Raw genomic sequence first — 16,198 nt, forward strand, 5'->3', positions numbered from 1 at the left:
GGAGGTATATATGAATATACAAAATCAACTTCGCACCGCTCTTATCACAGGCTCAACGTCAGGAATCGGGCTAGAACTGACCCGCAAGTTACTGGCCGAACATTGGCAGGTAATTGGTCTTAATCGTTCCACTTTCCCTACTGACGATACCGATATTCAGAACGCATTACGATCAGGCCAGCTCCGGTTGGTTCAGGCTAACCTGACCAACTACGACAGTCTGAGAACGGCACTGGATCAGATTAAATCCGATACCGATTCGATTGATGTCTTATTTAACAATGCAGGAGGTAGCGCTGCTGAACTTCGTTTTTCTGATCAGGGACATGAAATGCACTTTGAACTTCAGACTGTGGTCCCTTACATCATCTACATGGATTTAGTTGATCTATTGCTCAAAGGACAGATGAAAACAGTCGTTAATACCTCTACCACTGCTTTCAATATGGTCAAACAATTCGATCTGAACACTCTGGAACGTCCGACTGAATTCAAAAAGCTGTTTGGGCCCTATGCCATTTCGAAGCTCGGCCTCTCCCTATGGACGCGCGAGGTTGCCAAGTCTGCCAAAGCGGATGGCATACAACTGCTAAGTGTAGATCCCGGTGGAAATAATACGCTAAGAGGCAATAAAACATCCGGCTTGCCCTTCTATATCAAACCCATTATGAAATGGTTCTTTCCCCATCCGAGTCATGGCGCTTCGCTGCTCTACAACGGGGCCTTCTCACCAACCAGACATGAATCCGGTACGTTTCTGGTTAAAAATAAAGCGACAGCCCTTCGTTTCACAGAGCAAGGCCCTGCCGTTCTACATCGAGTTAATGAGATATATGAGCAGCGTTTCCTTATAAATCAGTCTGGAAATCCCGTGGCGTGAACATGAGTCTGACGCCTGGAGGTGTACGGGAATTGCACTGGCATCCCAATGCAGATGAATGGCCATACTATCTATCTGACAGGACAAGGAAGAATGACCGTCTCCGGAGGAAATGGCATTTGCTCGCACATTTAATTATCGGGCTGGAGATGTGGGATATGTACCTGTGGCATTGGGACACTATATACAGAATACCGGTACAGACACATTATGGTTCTTGGAGATATTCCGGAGTTGATCGCTTTGAGGATGTGTCATTGAATGTAGTATGCACCTCTATCATTTGTACCGAAATAGGGTAATTGTCAGAGAATCCCACTATACAAGGAGGAATATGAAGATGAGAGCCGTTACGTTTCAGGGAATCAAGGATATTCAAGTCAAAGAGGTTGAGGATCCCAAACTGCAACAGAAGGATGACATTATCGTTCGTATTACTTCCACAGCCATATGTGGATCCGATTTGCACATTTATCAGGGAGCCTTGCCTGCTGCCAAAGATTACGTTATCGGTCATGAACCGATGGGCATTGTAGAAGAAGTGGGTCCGGAAGTGACACGTGTGAAGAAGGGGGACCGTGTGGTCCTGCCTTTTAATATCGCTTGTGGTGAATGCTTCTATTGTAATCATGACATGGAGAGCCAATGCGATAATTCCAATGGTAACCCGGATATTCATACAGGTGGTTATTTCGGATTCACCGAACGCTACGGAAACCACCCCGGAGGTCAGGCAGAATTATTGCGTGTCCCCTACGGGAACTTCACACCGTTTGTGATTCCGGAATCCTGCGAATTGGAAGATGAAGCTTTATTGTTCCTGTCCGATGTTCTCCCAACCGCTTACTGGAGTGTCGAGAATGCAGGAGTCAAACCGGGAGATACAGTTACTGTACTCGGTAGTGGACCCATTGGGCTGATGACGCAGAAGTTCGCCTGGATGAAAGGTGCCAAACGCGTTATTGCTGTGGATCGACTACCCTATCGGCTGGAGAAAGCCAAACGCTTAAATGATGCAGAGATCTTTAATTTTGAGGATTACGACGATATGGGCGAGCACATTCGTGAGATTACAAAAGGCGGGACCGACGTTGTTATCGACTGTGTGGGTATGGATGGCAAAAAGAACATGCTGGAAGAAATCGGGCAGAAGCTAAAACTTCACGGCGGCACCCTAAGCGCGATCGAAATCGGCATGAAAGCTATCCGCAAATTCGGCACCCTTCAATTGACGGGTGTGTATGGTTCATCCTACAACATGTTTCCGTTAGGCAATCTGTTTGAACGTAATATTAATCTCAGAATGGGACAAGCCCCTATTATACATTATATGCCTGAGTTGTTCCGCAAGATCACTGCTGGTGAATTTGATCCAACCGAGATCATCTCCCATCGAATTTCGCTGGAGAATGCTCGCGATGCGTACCGCATTTTCAACGATCATGAAGACGAATGCACCAAGGTTATACTCAAACCCTGAGCCGACATTTCGGTTTTAAATATGCAAAATAAAACAAGCAGATATACCTATTCAAGGTACGTCTGCCTGTTTTATTTTTATCCAAAAGTCGGCTTAATGGCTTGAATATACACACTTTCTCCTTGGAAGCTAACGAGGTTACCTTGCCCCGTCTCTTCAAAGTTAAAAAATGTTCTGATGATAGATGGTGCACTCAACATACTCGCTTCAAGTTCCCTTCTCTCTTGACTCGGCAGTGCTGCACGGTTACACCATTCTTCAAACTTAAAGCGTTTCTGGAAGGAAACCATTGTTTCCATTCGGAATCCGGCATACTCCAGCAAGTGAATCCATTCCGTCTTGCGCCATGCCCGAACATGGCTTGCATCTCTATACTTCTCCACTTCATTGTAAAACTGGTCATTCTCATCGCGTTCAGGAGCCACGTTGTCAATCAATAACAACCTTCCACCAGGCTTCAAGACGCGTAGTGCCTCAGAGACAAAGGAAGAAACGTCTGGAAAATGGTGTGCAGCGATTCGGCAGGTGACAAGGTCAAAGAAATCATCGTCGAAAGGCAGCTTCTCTGCATCCCCGGCTACAAAATCTACATTACGATGCCCATTTCCCCGAATAAACCGTTCAGCTACCTGGAGCATTTCCTCCGTCAGATCCAAGGCTGTCACCTGCTGCACAAGTGGAGCCAGAGCATTAGCTACATGGCCTCCCCCAGTGGCGATATCCAGCACCCTCATATCCGGAGTGGCTTGAGATGAAGCCACGAGCAGCGCGAGATCCTCACCTTTGGCATGTCCAGCACTCGTCACGTATTTCTCCGCATTTTTTGCAAACTGCTTCTGTACCTGACTCTTGATTACATCAGCCATTCCAATTCCTCCTACATTTGTTTCATTAGACGAAACCTAGTTTCATAACATAATTATTTTTATTTTACCACAGATAAATATAAAAGCTAAATAAGCATTTTACCCAAATCCAGAGTTACCTCCCATTACCCTACAAAGAAGTCGAAATAAAAACATCCCCCAAGTGAATTCTACTCAGGGGATGTTTCCTATATTTTAATCATCATAACAGATGACTTGTTAACCTCTAATGCTAATCCTTATCGTTACTTCACGAGCGTTGGTGACTTCTTCCACAGTCCCAGGATCAGACCGGAGATTACAGCACCAATTGCAACAGCGAGAAGGAATAACAGTGCGTGGTTCGCCAGTGCTGCCACGAAGATCCCGCCATGCGGAGCAGGTACATTAATGCTCCACAGTTGTGTCAGTCCGCCGGCAACAGCGGAACCCAGAATACAAGAAGTCAATACACGTAATGGATCAGCCGCAGCAAATGGAATTGCACCTTCTGTGATGAAAGAGAATCCAAGTACATAGTTAGTCAGGCCAGACTTGCGTTCTTGCTCCGTGAATTTGGATTTGAAGAACGTGGTTGCAAGTGCAATGGCCAGAGGAGGTACCATACCGCCTGCCATAACCGCAGCCATCCATGCACCATCTGTGTTACCACTGGATGTAAATACGCCAATGGCGAACGTGTAAGCCGCTTTGTTGAACGGTCCACCCATATCAATGGACATCATGCCGCCAAGCAGCACGCCCAGCAATACCGCATTACCTGTACCCAGGTTACCAAGTGCGTCTACAAGCCAAGTGTTCAGGGAACCAAAGATTGGATCAAAGACATAGAAACTGATGGCACCCACGATCAGCAAGCCGAATACCGGATACAGCAAGATTGGTTTCAAGCCATCAATCGCTTTCGGTAAACCTTTGAACAACTTACGAAGTCCAATGACTACATAACCAGCCAGGAAACCGGCAGCCAAACCGCCAAGGAAACCAGCGTTCGAGTTAACTGCCATCAATCCACCGACCATACCAGGCATCAGGGCCGGGCGATCACCAATACTCATCGCGATAAATCCGGCAAGTACCGGAATCAGGAAGTGGAACGCACCTGTTCCGCCACCGATGGTTTGAAGCAGTTGTACAATCGGATTTTCAGGACTAGCAATCTGTTCGAACAAGAAGGAGATTGCTAGCAGGATACCGCCACCTACAACGAATGGCAGCATATGCGAGATACCATTCATCAGATCTTTATAGATTTTGCTACCTACACTAACCTTGCCAGTGCTTGCGCCCTCTTCCTTGGCATTTCCGCCCTGACTGCGATAGATCGGTGCATCGCCGTTAACGGCCTTGCGAATCAGTTCTTCGGATTTTCGGATTCCATCGCTCACCGGTCTTTGCAATACCGGTTTACCATCGAAACGTGCCATCTCCACATTTTTATCTGCGGCAACGATAACCCCTTTGGCGCGGGCAATCTCGTCAGCAGTGAGAACATTCTGTGCGCCTTCAGAGCCATTTGTCTCTACGCGAATATTAATGCCCATTTCCTGAGCTTTCTTTTTGAGTGCATCTTCAGCCATAAATGTATGAGCTATACCTGTCGGACAAGCTGTAACCGCAACAACAAAATCCTCCGAATTCGCATTACCTACAATCACACCAGAGGTATTCTGTTGCTTAGTAGTAGTAGAAGCGGATGCGGCATTTGCAGCTTTTTCAGCCTTTGCTTTCTCTTTAGCGGCTTCCTTCTCTGCTGCTTCCGCCTGTTTGGCATCAAACAATGCACTGACTTCTGCAGGTGTATCCGTGCTCATCAGTTGTGAGATGAAATCGCTATCAATCAACAACCTGGAAAGAGCTGCAAGCGTACGCAGATGGGTATTACCTGCGCCTTCTGGAGCCGCAATCATGAAGAACACATGAGCTGGCTGATCATCCAACGCTTCAAAATCAAGTCCTTTTCTACTCTTGGCAAATACAACCGTTGGTTCATTCACCGCTGTAGTTTTGGCGTGAGGCATCGCAATTCCGCCACCAATACCTGTGCTGGATTCAGCTTCTCTTTTATAGATCATTTCCTTGAACAGGACCGGATCATTAATACGTCCGCTTCGGTTAAGGCTTGCAATTAACTCATCAATAGCCTCGTCTTTGGTTGTGGCTTGCAGGTCCATGATCATCGTTTCCTGGATCATCAAGTCTGTTATTCTCATCTTGGTACACTCCCTTAAGTTCTATCGGCCTGCGATGTGCAGGCCGCACTACATTACAATGAATTACATTTATAGGCCCGTTAGACTAGATCGCCGTAATGGTTACTTGATTGCGCAGTTCATCAATCTGTTCACGTGTTGCCAGGTCATCGGAGAACGCAGTCGCGCTTCCGGATGCAACCCCTGTCCGGAAAGCTTCCAGCAGGTCCCCGTTCAGAACATAGGTACCTACGAATCCGCCAATCATGGAGTCTCCGGCACCGACCGAATTTTTCACGCTACCTTTTGGTACATTCGCATGATGAACTTCCGCTTTGGTAATGAATAATGCACCTTCGCCTGCCATGGAGATCAACACATGTTTAGCACCAGCTTCAAGCAACTTACGCCCGTATAACACCAGTTCCTCGCGAGTCTCGATGGTTACGCCGAACAGTTCAGCCAACTCATGATGATTCGGCTTCACCAGCAATGGTTCATGTACAAGTGCTTCCATTAGCGCAGGTCCAGTCGTATCAATTACGAATTCGGCACCCGTTTGCTTGCATACTTTAATGAGACGATCATAGAAATCCGAGCCAAGAGAAGGTGGGACGCTTCCGGACAGAACAACAATATCTCCTTTTTGCAATGAAGATAATTTGCGTAGCAACTGATCTGCCTCTTCTGCATTTATTGCAGGTCCAAGACCATTAATCTCGGTCTCTTCTCCATGCTTCAGCTTAATGTTAATGCGGGTATCATCTGCAATCGTAACAAAGTCAGTTCGGATGTTATCTTCATGCAACTTGTCATTAATGAAACGTCCCGTGAATCCACCAAGGAAACCAATAGCCGTGTTATCTGCCCCAAGTTGATTCAGGATGCGAGAGACATTAATGCCTTTGCCACCAGGGAGCTTCAAATCCCGATTCATTCGATTCAGTCCGCCAAGCTTCAGCTCATCCACTTCCACGATGTAATCAATGGACGGGTTAAGTGTTATCGTATATATCATCGTTATCCCTCAATTATTTTAGTTTTCTGGGCGATTCCAGGCCGCCAGTGTTCTGGCATATGCTCGGTAATCAAATCGGCCTCCTCCAAATCAAACAATTTGGCAAAAGTAATTTCCCCTATTTTGCTGGAATCAGCCAGCACATAAGATTTTCCCGACAATTGATGTGCACGCCTTTTAATCAAGGCTTCCTCGGGATCAGGTGTTGTATACCCCATCTCAGGGTCCACTCCATTGCTTCCAAGAAAACATTTATCAAAACGGAAATTATCCATGTTCTGTAATGCAATACTGCCAATGACTGCTTTGGTATGAATTTTCATCATACCTCCAAGCAAGTAGCTGCGAATGCGCTTGCTGACCAATGCTTCAACATGTGAAAGCCCGTTGGTAACAACCGTTACGTCCTTGGCTTCAATAAAGGGAATCATGGCTAACGTTGTCGTACCTGCATCCAGATAGATGCATTCGCCATTTTCGATCTCCTGTGCAGCCAAACGGGCAATCGTCGTTTTTTGTTGAATGTTTTTGAACGTTTTTTCTTCCATGCCCGGTTCCAGCGTTTTTTCATTCACCAGTGCGGCACCACCGTGGATGCGCTTGAGCATCTGACGACTCTCCAGATCAATCAAATCTCGTCTAATCGTTGATTCAGAAGCACCTAAAATATCAACAAGCTCTTGCAATTTCACAATTCCCTGTAAATGTAAGCGCTCTATAATTGCAGCATATCGTTCTTCAGTCAGCATCTTCATTCCTCCAACTGCTTCTATAGTATCATAAATCCCTCAAAAAACAACCACTTTCATTCAAAATAATTTAAAAACCTTCAAAAACCCGCATCTTTCGACTTACGTAACTCATACTCTTCCGCACCATCATAAAGATGTCATTCCGTGCTCTTCGTATCCATTAAAAATCCTGCAGCATCCGGCGCTTCAAGCGCGGCGTTGCAGGATTTAACTATTCATAGGATTTTCATGCGCGTTTATGACTCTACAACCATTGCATCCGGTTTGGGTTTAAGCCATTTGCCTTCTTCATTAATAAAAGCCCCCTTGAAGCGGCCCATCTCCAATTGTTCAATCAACCTCTCCTCATCCATGACCAGAATCTCAGCCAATTGCCCCAAGGTATAATAATCAGCGGGATTGTAATCGAGCAGCACAGGAACAGACGTATCATATAGTTCTTTGATCAGATTCTCAAAGGAATGCCGACCGAGATTCTCCATGTCTCTATAAAACTGCAAATGTTGGGACACCATATTACGGAAAGATTTATTCTCCAGATGCATCCACAACGTATTGCAGGCCTGAACACTCATATGATTTTGTTCCACATCGTAAAATTGAACTTCTTCAATCTTCATGTATCTCTCTTGAAATGCAACGATTTTAATCAAAGGTACATTTCGTTTACGCGACGCTTTCTTCAAATGAGCCCTAAATTGCTCATAGTTCATTTCATTCATCTATTATCCCTGCCTTTAACATGTTCCAACCGACATTTTACAACAAATTAGAGGCAAGTGTAACCTTCATCCTGTGAAAAATAAAAAAACGTGCAGCATCAGATGCCACACGCTCACTAACTTATGGAGTATATTCGTTTAGCCGAGGGCACCACTTTTCACCCATGTAGCCGTAAATTCCTCTTCTTCATACGCATAGAATTGTTGCAGAATAACCTCACGATCATCGAGGAACAACTGATCCGCTATGGCAGAGACCAGTTTGGGCACCGCGCTCTTGGTTCCCGATATTGCCGATGCCGACAGACCACAACTGGCAAGTGCAGAGTAGTTGAATACAAACAGTCCGTGCAGCGTTTTCTCACCCTGCTCACTCCTGCTCGTCATCGCAAACCCGGAACTCAGGTATGGATGTGCATCCAGTAATGCATTTCGATGCTCTGGCGGAGCCTGATAACAGTCCTCCCAACGCGCGATAAGTGGCTCAACAAGCTTCAGTTCAGGACGGAGAGCCGGATCACTAAGCAGACCCGTGCTAATAATCAGAAAATCAAACGTAAATGTTCCCTGTGGGGTATGCACAATCGCTCCCTGATCCGATGCTTCTACACTCAGCCAAGGCGAGTTCAAATGTAATTCGAATCCAGGCCAGGCTGCCGCACGATTAAACGTATCGTTGGTTGGTGGTTGATTGAATTTGAAGAAATGAGAGATCACTTCATATTTATCAGCAACCGGAAGAGCGTGGTATCGCTCGATCATACCGGATTGTTCCATCTGACGAATGGGATTAACACTAGGCAGCTGTTCCCGCCGTACAAATACATGAGCTTCCGCCACACCTGTGGCAAGGGCATAGCTCGCGTTGTCAAAAGCAGAAGCACCACCACCAAGCACCGCAATTCTTTTACCTTTTAAACGATCAAACTCAATCGTTTCAGATGTATGGGCATACAACTCCCGAGGTAATCTGTCAGCAATCATGGAAGGTACATGCCACTCGCCGCCACCTTGTATTCCCGTAGCAAGGACGACTTTACGAGCAAGTAGGACATCCTTCTGAGTTCCTGCCTTGTTCACATGAAGTCGATGTATTCCGTTCTCCATAGGCTCAACAAGCGTCAATTCTATCTCATTAAGAACAGGCAGATTCAATACTTCCCGATACCACCGCAAATAATTCATCCAGTCTCCACGCGGGATCTTGTCTACCTCTTCCCAACCTTCAGGCCCCACCTGTGCTTCCCACCATGAGCGAAAGGTTAACGAAGGAATACCCAGATCGATGGAAGTCAGATGCTTGGGTGTCCGCAAAGTAACCATACGCGCATAAGTTTCCCAAGGTCCTTCAAGGCCTGAGGTATTCTCGTCAATCACGACAATATTAGAGATCCGTTCACGAAGAAGTCCAAATGCCGCCCCTAATCCACTCTGACCTCCACCCACAATGACAACATCATAGACATGACCATCCGTATGTTCTCTTGGGCGTACCCAGTTTGAGCCACCAAATGACAAATAAGATAGATCTTTCTTCACACGTTCATTCAAATCTTCCAGGCTCATGATTCATCAACCCTTTCAAGGACACATATGAACTTTTTTTAAATCTTTGATGTTAGTTTTTTGTTAGTTATATGAAGAAAATTCTGTTTTTCACTTGTAATCATGAAATATATTAGCGTTATTATATGAGTTATCGGGGATGATTTGAAGTTCGCGGTAGCTTTATTGTCATCAAAACTAAAAATATCTAACATGCTTGTTAATTCGTACGAAACCCTAACTGGACGGTACCCTCTTCTTTTGATGTTGCTTCCTTCTAGATCGATGCTTTACAGAAAATAAAAAAGACAGACCAAGATGTAACTTTTGGTCTGTCTTTTTAATGGAATGCTATTGGCCGGCCTGTTCACGGCGCTGCAATTTTTCATTAGTTAATTTCTCAGGGGTCACATCATGACCCAGTGGGTCCACAACGGATACTGCCAGCATGGTTGTCAGTACCTGACCTCGAATAGCCTGCAAATATTGTTTTCTAAGCTCATGCTGCTCGCTCTGTTCTGCTTTCGTCAAACCGACGCTGCTGCGTTGTTTTCGACTTAATTCGTTAATGCGTCCCAAAATAGGAATCATGAAATCCACCTCACTTGTTAGTCCAATTTCGAAAGATATTTCGAATATCTTCAAACTAACTTATTACAACTTTGCGAATTTGTCCATAGGCACAATCCGTTAAGAAGTATTTTTAGGTAATCTCATGCACAGACCACACAATGCCATTCGTAGCACCACTGCCCAGGTTCAACGTAATCGTCAGCCCATTTGCTGCATAGAACAGTCCAATCACATCTCCCGCATTCAATGCGACCTCAACCGCCAATGTAACAGAGCTGCTTCCCAGAACTGCCCGTATAGTTAGTAGTGTAATTGCGACATTTAGGACGGGCAGCAAACCACTGACAAGCGTCGTTACCGTAGGTGATGTTCTCTGTACAAGAAAGGCTGGGTTAACCCCAGCACCCAGGGATAGAGCAATTGCTGCGGTCGTCGCATAATTGATCGTGGCCACAATCGAATATCTTCCTGTTACCGGGACGGTGTAATTTCCTGTTGTTGCATTGAAGTTGGCATTACCATAATAAGGAGCCGCGGTCGTCCAGTTGGTTAACTGTGTGCTTGTTGTTGTAGAAAGTGTAGCCAGGAAGGCCGAGAACCCTTGTGTTGCAAAGTTGGGCCCGGTTGGCCCAGTGGCTCCTGTCAATCCCGTGGCCCCGGTTGCACCTGTAGTTCCTGTGATCCCTGTAGCGCCTGTAACGCCAGTTGCTCCAGTCGGGCCAGTGATTCCGGTTGTACCTGTTGCTCCTGTAGAACCAGTCACCCCTGTGATGCCTGCTGTTCCGGTTATTCCTGTAGCTCCGGTTGCTCCAGTAGGGCCAGTTGGACCTGTTTCACCCGTTGCACCCGTAATTCCTGTTGCTCCGGTTACACCAGTCAATCCCGTGGTACCTGTACTTCCCGTTGCTCCAGTCAGCCCAGTCACACCCGTAAGTCCCGTTACGCCAGTCACTCCCATGGTACCTGTGATTCCTGTTTCACCCGTAGCTCCTGTAATTCCCGTTTCGCCAGTTATACCAGTAATACCGGTTATGCCAGTAGCCCCTGTAGATCCCGTCGTACCTGTAACCCCGGTTAACCCCGTCTCTCCAGTGACGCCAGTGATTCCGGTTGCACCTGTAATTCCGGTTGTTCCCGTAATGCCAGTCACTCCCGTGGTGCCTGTGATTCCTGTTTCACCCGTAGCTCCTGTGAACCCTGTTTCTCCAGTCGCACCTGTCGTTCCGGTGTCTCCTGTAGCTCCCGTCACGCCTGTGACACCCGTAGTTCCGGTAATTCCAGTTAGTCCAGTCTCGCCTGTAACTCCTATCACACCAGTTGTACCGGTTATGCCAGTAGCCCCTGTAGATCCCGTCGTGCCTGTAACCCCGGTTAAACCTGTCGCTCCCGTAATTCCCGTAGCTCCGGTCACGCCTGTGATACCTGTGGTTCCAGTAATACCAGTTAGTCCAGTCGGACCTGTAACTCCCGTTTCTCCAGTTGCACCAGTTACACCTGTAAGTCCCGTTACGCCAGTTAAGCCGTTCGGACCGGTTGCTCCTGTTTCACCAGTGAATCCGGTTGTACCGGTAACTCCTGTTAGACCCGTATCTCCAGTGACACCTGTTGCTCCGGTTGTTCCTGTATTACCTGTCGTTCCAGTTTCGCCAGTAACTCCCGTGACTCCCATACTTCCCGTTGCCCCAGTCGTGCCTATTAGTCCTGTTTCTCCAGTTGGGCCAGTCGAACCGGTAGGTCCCGTTACACCTGTGTTCCCTATTAGACCGGTCTCCCCAGTAACACCAGTTGCTCCGGTCGCACCTGTTGTCCCCGTAACGCCAGTTAAGCCAGTCGTGCCGGTTGTTCCTGTTTCGCCGGTAACCCCGGTGATTCCTGTCGCGCCAGTTACACCAGTAATTCCTGTTGTACCCGTACTTCCCGTTTCTCCAGTAGCCCCAGTTTCGCCAGTAACTCCCGTGGGTCCCGTTACACCAGTCAAACCCGTGAATCCTGTTATCCCCGTCTCTCCGGTGACGCCAGTAGTTCCTGTCGCTCCGGTAATTCCCGTAGCACCAGTCGTGCCTGTGATTCCGGTAAATCCTGTCACTCCAGTGATACCTGTCGTACCTGTTGTGCCTGTGGCTCCGGTGGGGCCCGTTAGCCCCGTTTCCCCCGTAATACCGGTCGTACCTGTTATGCCAGTAATGCCGGTTGTTCCTGTCGCCCCCGTGGATCCCGTCTCTCCAGTAATACCAGTGGCTCCGGTCACTCCTGTGACACCCGTGGTTCCGGTAATACCAGTTAGTCCAGCCGCACCTGCAATTCCCGTTTCTCCAGTGACACCTGTTGCACCAGTTAAACCTGTCACTCCTGTGGCTCCCGTGTTCCCTGTTAGACCCGTATCCCCAGTAACTCCTGTGAGTCCCGTGACACCAGTTAACCCAGTTGTCCCCGTAGTGCCGGTTGTTCCGGTTGAGCCGGTTGCTCCAGTAACTCCAGTTATTCCTGTTTCACCGGTTGGACCCGTAAAACCAGTTACTCCCGTCACGCCTGTTGCTCCAGTCGCACCCGTAATTCCTGTTGTACCGGTTATACCAGTAGTGCCAGTGGCGCCAGTTAAGCCGGTTGTACCTGTAACTCCTGTTAGACCCGTCTCTCCCATGATTCCTGCCGCACCCGTAACTCCTGTGATACCAGTTAATCCAGTAGCACCTGTGGCTCCAGTAATTCCTGTAAATCCGGTTACGCCAGTTGTCCCCGTCACACCTGTCGTACCTGTGACCCCGATTAAACCCGTCTCTCCAGTGACACCAGTGACTCCGGTTGTACCAGTAACACCATTTGTTCCGGTCGCTCCTGTGATACCTGTTTCGCCTGTTATACCAGTAAATCCAGTAATACCGGTTATCCCAGTACCTCCAGTCGGTCCTGTAGCACCAGTTGTACCCGTAATTCCTGTTCTCCCAGCCTCCCCAGTGACACCACTGGCTCCGGTCACACCCGTGAGTCCCGTTACGCCCGTAATACCGGTACTTCCTGTGGCCCCTGTTTCTCCATTAACACCTGTAGTTCCCGTGCTTCCTGTAGCTCCAGTCGCACCCGTAACTCCAGTTGGACCGGTTGCCCCTGTAACACCTGTAAATCCAGTGACACCAGTTGTCCCCGTAATTCCCGTCGTTCCGGTTATTCCAGTAGCCCCCATGGATCCCGTCGTACCTGTTACACCGGTTATGCCAGTTACTCCCGTGGTACCTGTAATTCCTGTTGCTCCAGTCGCACCCGTTGGACCAGTCTCACCAGCAAATCCTGTAGTTCCTGTTGTACCTGTACTTCCCGTTTCTCCGGTAGCGCCAGTTGCTCCAGTAACTCCCATGGTGCCTGTGATTCCTGTTGGACCTGTAGTTCCGGTAATACCAGTTAGTCCAGTCGCACCTGTAATTCCCGTTTCTCCAGTTGCACCTGTAATTCCCGTTTCTCCAGTTGCACCGGTCGGTCCCGTCACACCTGTCGAACCTGTGACCCCGGTTAATCCCGTCTCTCCGGTGACGCCAGTGGCGCCTGGAATTCCTGTAGCACCAGTACTTCCAATAGCTCCAGTCACACCCATGAGTCCCGTTACGCCAGTTAAGCCGGTCGGACCGGTTGCTCCTGTTTCACCAGTCAATCCGGTTGTACCTGTGACTCCGGTTACACCCGTATCTCCAGTAATACCAGTTGTTCCCGTCGCACCCGTACTTCCAGTAGCTCCAGTTATACCTGTTAGCCCTGTCTCTCCTGTAGGGCCGGTCGAACCGGTAGGTCCCGTGGTACCTGTACTTCCAGTTGCACCGGTCAGACCAGTCGAACCTCTGCCCCCTGTTGGTCCTGTTTCGCCAGTATTACCTGTTATTCCAGTACTTCCTGTAGCACCAGTCGTGCCTGTGATGCCGGTAAATCCTGTAACTCCGGTGATACCTGTCGTACCGGTTGTGCCTGTGGCCCCGGTGGGCCCCGTTAGACCCGTTTCACCCGTAATACCGGTGGTTCCTGTTGAACCCGTGAATCCCTCTCCAGTAATACCAGTCGCGCCTGTGATTCCTGTTACGCCAGTTGTCCCCGTACCTCCTGTGAACCCTATTTCTCCAGTTGCACCGGTCGGGCCCGTCACACCAGTCGTACCTGTAATTCCTGTTATACCCGTGGTTCCTGTAAATCCGGGAACCCCAGTTGCTCCAGTAGCTCCTGTCAGACCTGTGGCGCCTGTCTCTCCACTAGTCCCCGTAGTTCCGGTAACCCCTGTTACTCCTGAAATACCAGTGGTTCCTGTATCACCAGTTGTGCCAGTCGTTCCTGTCACCCCAAATCCAGTTGGACCGGTAGCTCCAGTGACACCCGCAACTCCGATCGAGCCCGTCACGCCAGTGCTTCCTGTCGGGCCAGTCACCCCCGTGATACCCGTAAATCCAGTAATACCGGTTATGCCGGTTGAACCCGTCGTACCTACTCCTGTTTCACCAACATTTCCCGTTGGACCTGTAGCCCCAGTTACACCGATAGCCCCTGTTAATCCGGTACTTCCTGTGATTCCAGTCGAACCCCTAACACCTGTAACTCCTGTTACTCCAGTATTTCCCGTAGTGCCAGTCACACCTGAAATCCCTGTAGCACCACTAATTCCGGTTATTCCCGTGGCTCCAGTGGCCCCAGTCCGTCCTGTTAAACCGGTTGCTCCCCTTTTGCCTGAATACCCAGGATCCCCGGTTAACCCAGTAGCACCTGTTGCTCCGGTGAATCCTCTCATTCCTCGATAACCCCGTGGTCCGCGAAGGAAAGGATTCCTGTGGCTTTTCTTTTTTTTGCATTTACGTCTGTTTTTCTTACAAGATCTACTCTTCTTCTTTGGGATGGTGTGCTTTTTTAATTTTTTGCCTTTCCGTTTAACTTTACTGATTGAGGAATTTTTGCGTTTCTTTTTAGACATATCGCTCACAAGAAAATCCCCCCTCCTTGTACACCACGTCAATTCTCCGCATTTTACAATAGTACACTCTATGCCCGGGACTAGCTTTGTGCGCCCCATATTCAATATGCCTATGAATCCCTTTAAATGGTTAGTGATCAATCAATTACTTTAATCTAAAAAATATATTCCCTTCTATTCCCCCTGCAGCTCTTTAATCGTCAAAGCAATTCCTTCTTCAAAAGAGGTTGCCACAACCGGGCCAATACGTTCCTCATACTTCTGTCTGCTCAAAACCAGCGGTTCCTCGGTCAGATATAACATTTCTACAATTTCTTTCATAACAGGTACACCCAGTCCAATCAACGACAATCCCACTTTTCCTAACGCCATCACAGGTTTGCTTCTCCCCGCAACCTTCTGTGCCATACGCACGATGTCATGACCCGAGATGATCCCCGATCCAGGAATGTTCCAGTTCTGTCCATACGTCGTATCTCTGCTTGCCAGCTCCACCACCATGACCGCAGCATCCGGCAAATAGATATACTCTCTCGGTACCTTCATATTTCCGATAAAAAAAGCCATCTTTCCTTTCGCTATCGCTTCAAGTGTTGAACCCAGATAGGAAGCCTGATTAGCTGTTGGGCCATAATAATCCGGCAAACGTACGATCATCACCTGAGCTCTGCTCCATCTTGTGCTGAATAACATCTGTTCATAGGCAAGTCGTGTCTTGCCTTTGCGGGTATGTGGCTGTTTCGGATGTTCTTCCGTTACCTCCTTCATTTGTCTTCTGCCATAGGGGTAGATTCCGTCTATTACAACCACGTTAAGACCCAAGTGTTCTGCCGCCGCCATCACGGATTCGCCGAGCGGAATCAGCCTGCTCTCCATCTCGTTATAAGGGACATTCGCACAATGAAATATGACATCGGTACCTTGGGAAGCAGCCATAATATCATCCGACCGAAATGCATCTCCCACTACGATTTGCAGGTGATCCGGGGATCCCAATTTTACCGCAAGTTGCTCCAGTTTTTGACGGGAGCGCCCAAATGCGATCGTAGAAATCCCTCGTCTAATCAATTCCTCCGTAATCGCTGCACCTGTTCCACCTGTGGCTCCAATCACAATAGCTTTTTTCATCGTATATCGACCTCTTCCATCTATTTAGTTATTGATCAATTACTTATCTGAAAACAATATAAACCATATTTAGTGATTGATCAATAACTAAAATTCAAAAGGG

At 48.0% G+C, this 16,198-nt stretch carries 11 protein-coding genes and 1 pseudogene; 3 read left to right on the plus strand and 9 right to left on the minus strand.

The features are described from left to right. The first annotated feature begins 10 nt into the window (after positions 1-10). The 3 genes and pseudogenes from AC4G47_RS20680 to AC4G47_RS20690 all read left to right on the plus strand — a co-directional run bounded on the left by AC4G47_RS20680 (position 11) and on the right by AC4G47_RS20690 (position 2,360). Positions 11-880 carry an SDR family NAD(P)-dependent oxidoreductase gene (locus AC4G47_RS20680; protein ID WP_491102417.1) on the plus strand — a complete coding sequence of 290 codons (870 nt, stop codon included), beginning with the start codon at positions 11-13 and terminating at the stop codon, positions 878-880. A gap of 2 nt (positions 881-882) precedes the next feature. Continuing rightward, a pseudogene (locus tag AC4G47_RS20685) lies at positions 883-1,143 on the plus strand (cupin domain-containing protein); the annotation flags it as partial. Between the two features lie 77 nt (positions 1,144-1,220). After that, positions 1,221-2,360, plus strand: a complete 1,140-nt coding sequence (locus AC4G47_RS20690; protein WP_491102418.1) for a zinc-dependent alcohol dehydrogenase — start codon at positions 1,221-1,223, stop codon at positions 2,358-2,360. A gap of 77 nt (positions 2,361-2,437) precedes the next feature. Here AC4G47_RS20690 and AC4G47_RS20695 read toward each other — a convergent pair whose 3' ends face one another. From AC4G47_RS20695 to AC4G47_RS20735, 9 genes are all read right to left on the minus strand, one after another. After that, on the minus strand, positions 2,438-3,226 hold the full coding sequence (locus tag AC4G47_RS20695) for a class I SAM-dependent methyltransferase (protein ID WP_491102420.1): 789 nt from the start codon (positions 3,224-3,226) through the stop codon (positions 2,438-2,440). 245 nt (positions 3,227-3,471) lie between these two features. Further along, positions 3,472-5,439 carry a PTS fructose transporter subunit IIABC gene (locus AC4G47_RS20700; protein WP_491102422.1) on the minus strand — a complete coding sequence of 656 codons (1,968 nt, stop codon included), beginning with the start codon at positions 5,437-5,439 and terminating at the stop codon, positions 3,472-3,474. An 85-nt stretch (positions 5,440-5,524) separates the two neighbouring features. Beyond that, positions 5,525-6,436 carry a 1-phosphofructokinase gene (gene pfkB, locus AC4G47_RS20705; RefSeq protein ID WP_491102424.1) on the minus strand — a complete coding sequence of 304 codons (912 nt, stop codon included), beginning with the start codon at positions 6,434-6,436 and terminating at the stop codon, positions 5,525-5,527. Between the two features lie 2 nt (positions 6,437-6,438). Then, complete coding sequence (locus AC4G47_RS20710) at positions 6,439-7,185, minus strand: DeoR/GlpR family DNA-binding transcription regulator (RefSeq protein ID WP_458126181.1); 747 nt, start codon at positions 7,183-7,185, stop codon at positions 6,439-6,441. Positions 7,186-7,424: 239 nt separating this feature from the next. Further along, entirely contained in the window at positions 7,425-7,910 is a 486-nt protein-coding gene (locus AC4G47_RS20715) for a hypothetical protein (protein ID WP_491102425.1), read from the minus strand. A gap of 138 nt (positions 7,911-8,048) precedes the next feature. Next, positions 8,049-9,476 (minus strand): NAD(P)-binding domain-containing protein, encoded by a 1,428-nt coding sequence (locus tag AC4G47_RS20720; protein WP_491102426.1) that lies wholly within the window; start codon positions 9,474-9,476, stop codon positions 8,049-8,051. A 330-nt stretch (positions 9,477-9,806) separates the two neighbouring features. Beyond that, a complete protein-coding gene (locus AC4G47_RS20725; RefSeq protein ID WP_036670038.1) occupies positions 9,807-10,046 on the minus strand; it encodes a DUF896 domain-containing protein in 240 nt (79 codons plus the stop codon). A 112-nt stretch (positions 10,047-10,158) separates the two neighbouring features. Further along, positions 10,159-14,634 carry a beta strand repeat-containing protein gene (locus tag AC4G47_RS20730; RefSeq protein WP_491106756.1) on the minus strand — a complete coding sequence of 1,492 codons (4,476 nt, stop codon included), beginning with the start codon at positions 14,632-14,634 and terminating at the stop codon, positions 10,159-10,161. A gap of 507 nt (positions 14,635-15,141) precedes the next feature. Continuing rightward, the gene (locus AC4G47_RS20735) at positions 15,142-16,095 is read right to left on the minus strand and encodes an SDR family NAD(P)-dependent oxidoreductase (protein WP_491102428.1); all 954 of its coding nucleotides are present in this window, start codon (positions 16,093-16,095) and stop codon (positions 15,142-15,144) included. Positions 16,096-16,198 lie beyond the last annotated feature (103 nt).

Source organism: Paenibacillus sp. Negev47 (assembly GCF_058313655.1).

Coding starts and splice junctions, on each gene's coding strand:
- pfkB (WP_491102424.1), bottom strand. CDS start 6,436: ATGATATATACGATAACACTTAACCCGTCCATTGATTACATCGTGGAA.
- AC4G47_RS20700 (WP_491102422.1), bottom strand. CDS start 5,439: ATGAGAATAACAGACTTGATGATCCAGGAAACGATGATCATGGACCTG.
- AC4G47_RS20680 (WP_491102417.1), top strand. CDS start 11: ATGAATATACAAAATCAACTTCGCACCGCTCTTATCACAGGCTCAACG.
- AC4G47_RS20695 (WP_491102420.1), bottom strand. CDS start 3,226: ATGGCTGATGTAATCAAGAGTCAGGTACAGAAGCAGTTTGCAAAAAAT.
- AC4G47_RS20725 (WP_036670038.1), bottom strand. CDS start 10,046: ATGATTCCTATTTTGGGACGCATTAACGAATTAAGTCGAAAACAACGC.
- AC4G47_RS20710 (WP_458126181.1), bottom strand. CDS start 7,185: ATGCTGACTGAAGAACGATATGCTGCAATTATAGAGCGCTTACATTTA.
- AC4G47_RS20735 (WP_491102428.1), bottom strand. CDS start 16,095: ATGAAAAAAGCTATTGTGATTGGAGCCACAGGTGGAACAGGTGCAGCG.
- AC4G47_RS20690 (WP_491102418.1), top strand. CDS start 1,221: ATGAGAGCCGTTACGTTTCAGGGAATCAAGGATATTCAAGTCAAAGAG.
- AC4G47_RS20720 (WP_491102426.1), bottom strand. CDS start 9,476: ATGAGCCTGGAAGATTTGAATGAACGTGTGAAGAAAGATCTATCTTAT.
- AC4G47_RS20715 (WP_491102425.1), bottom strand. CDS start 7,910: ATGAATGAAATGAACTATGAGCAATTTAGGGCTCATTTGAAGAAAGCG.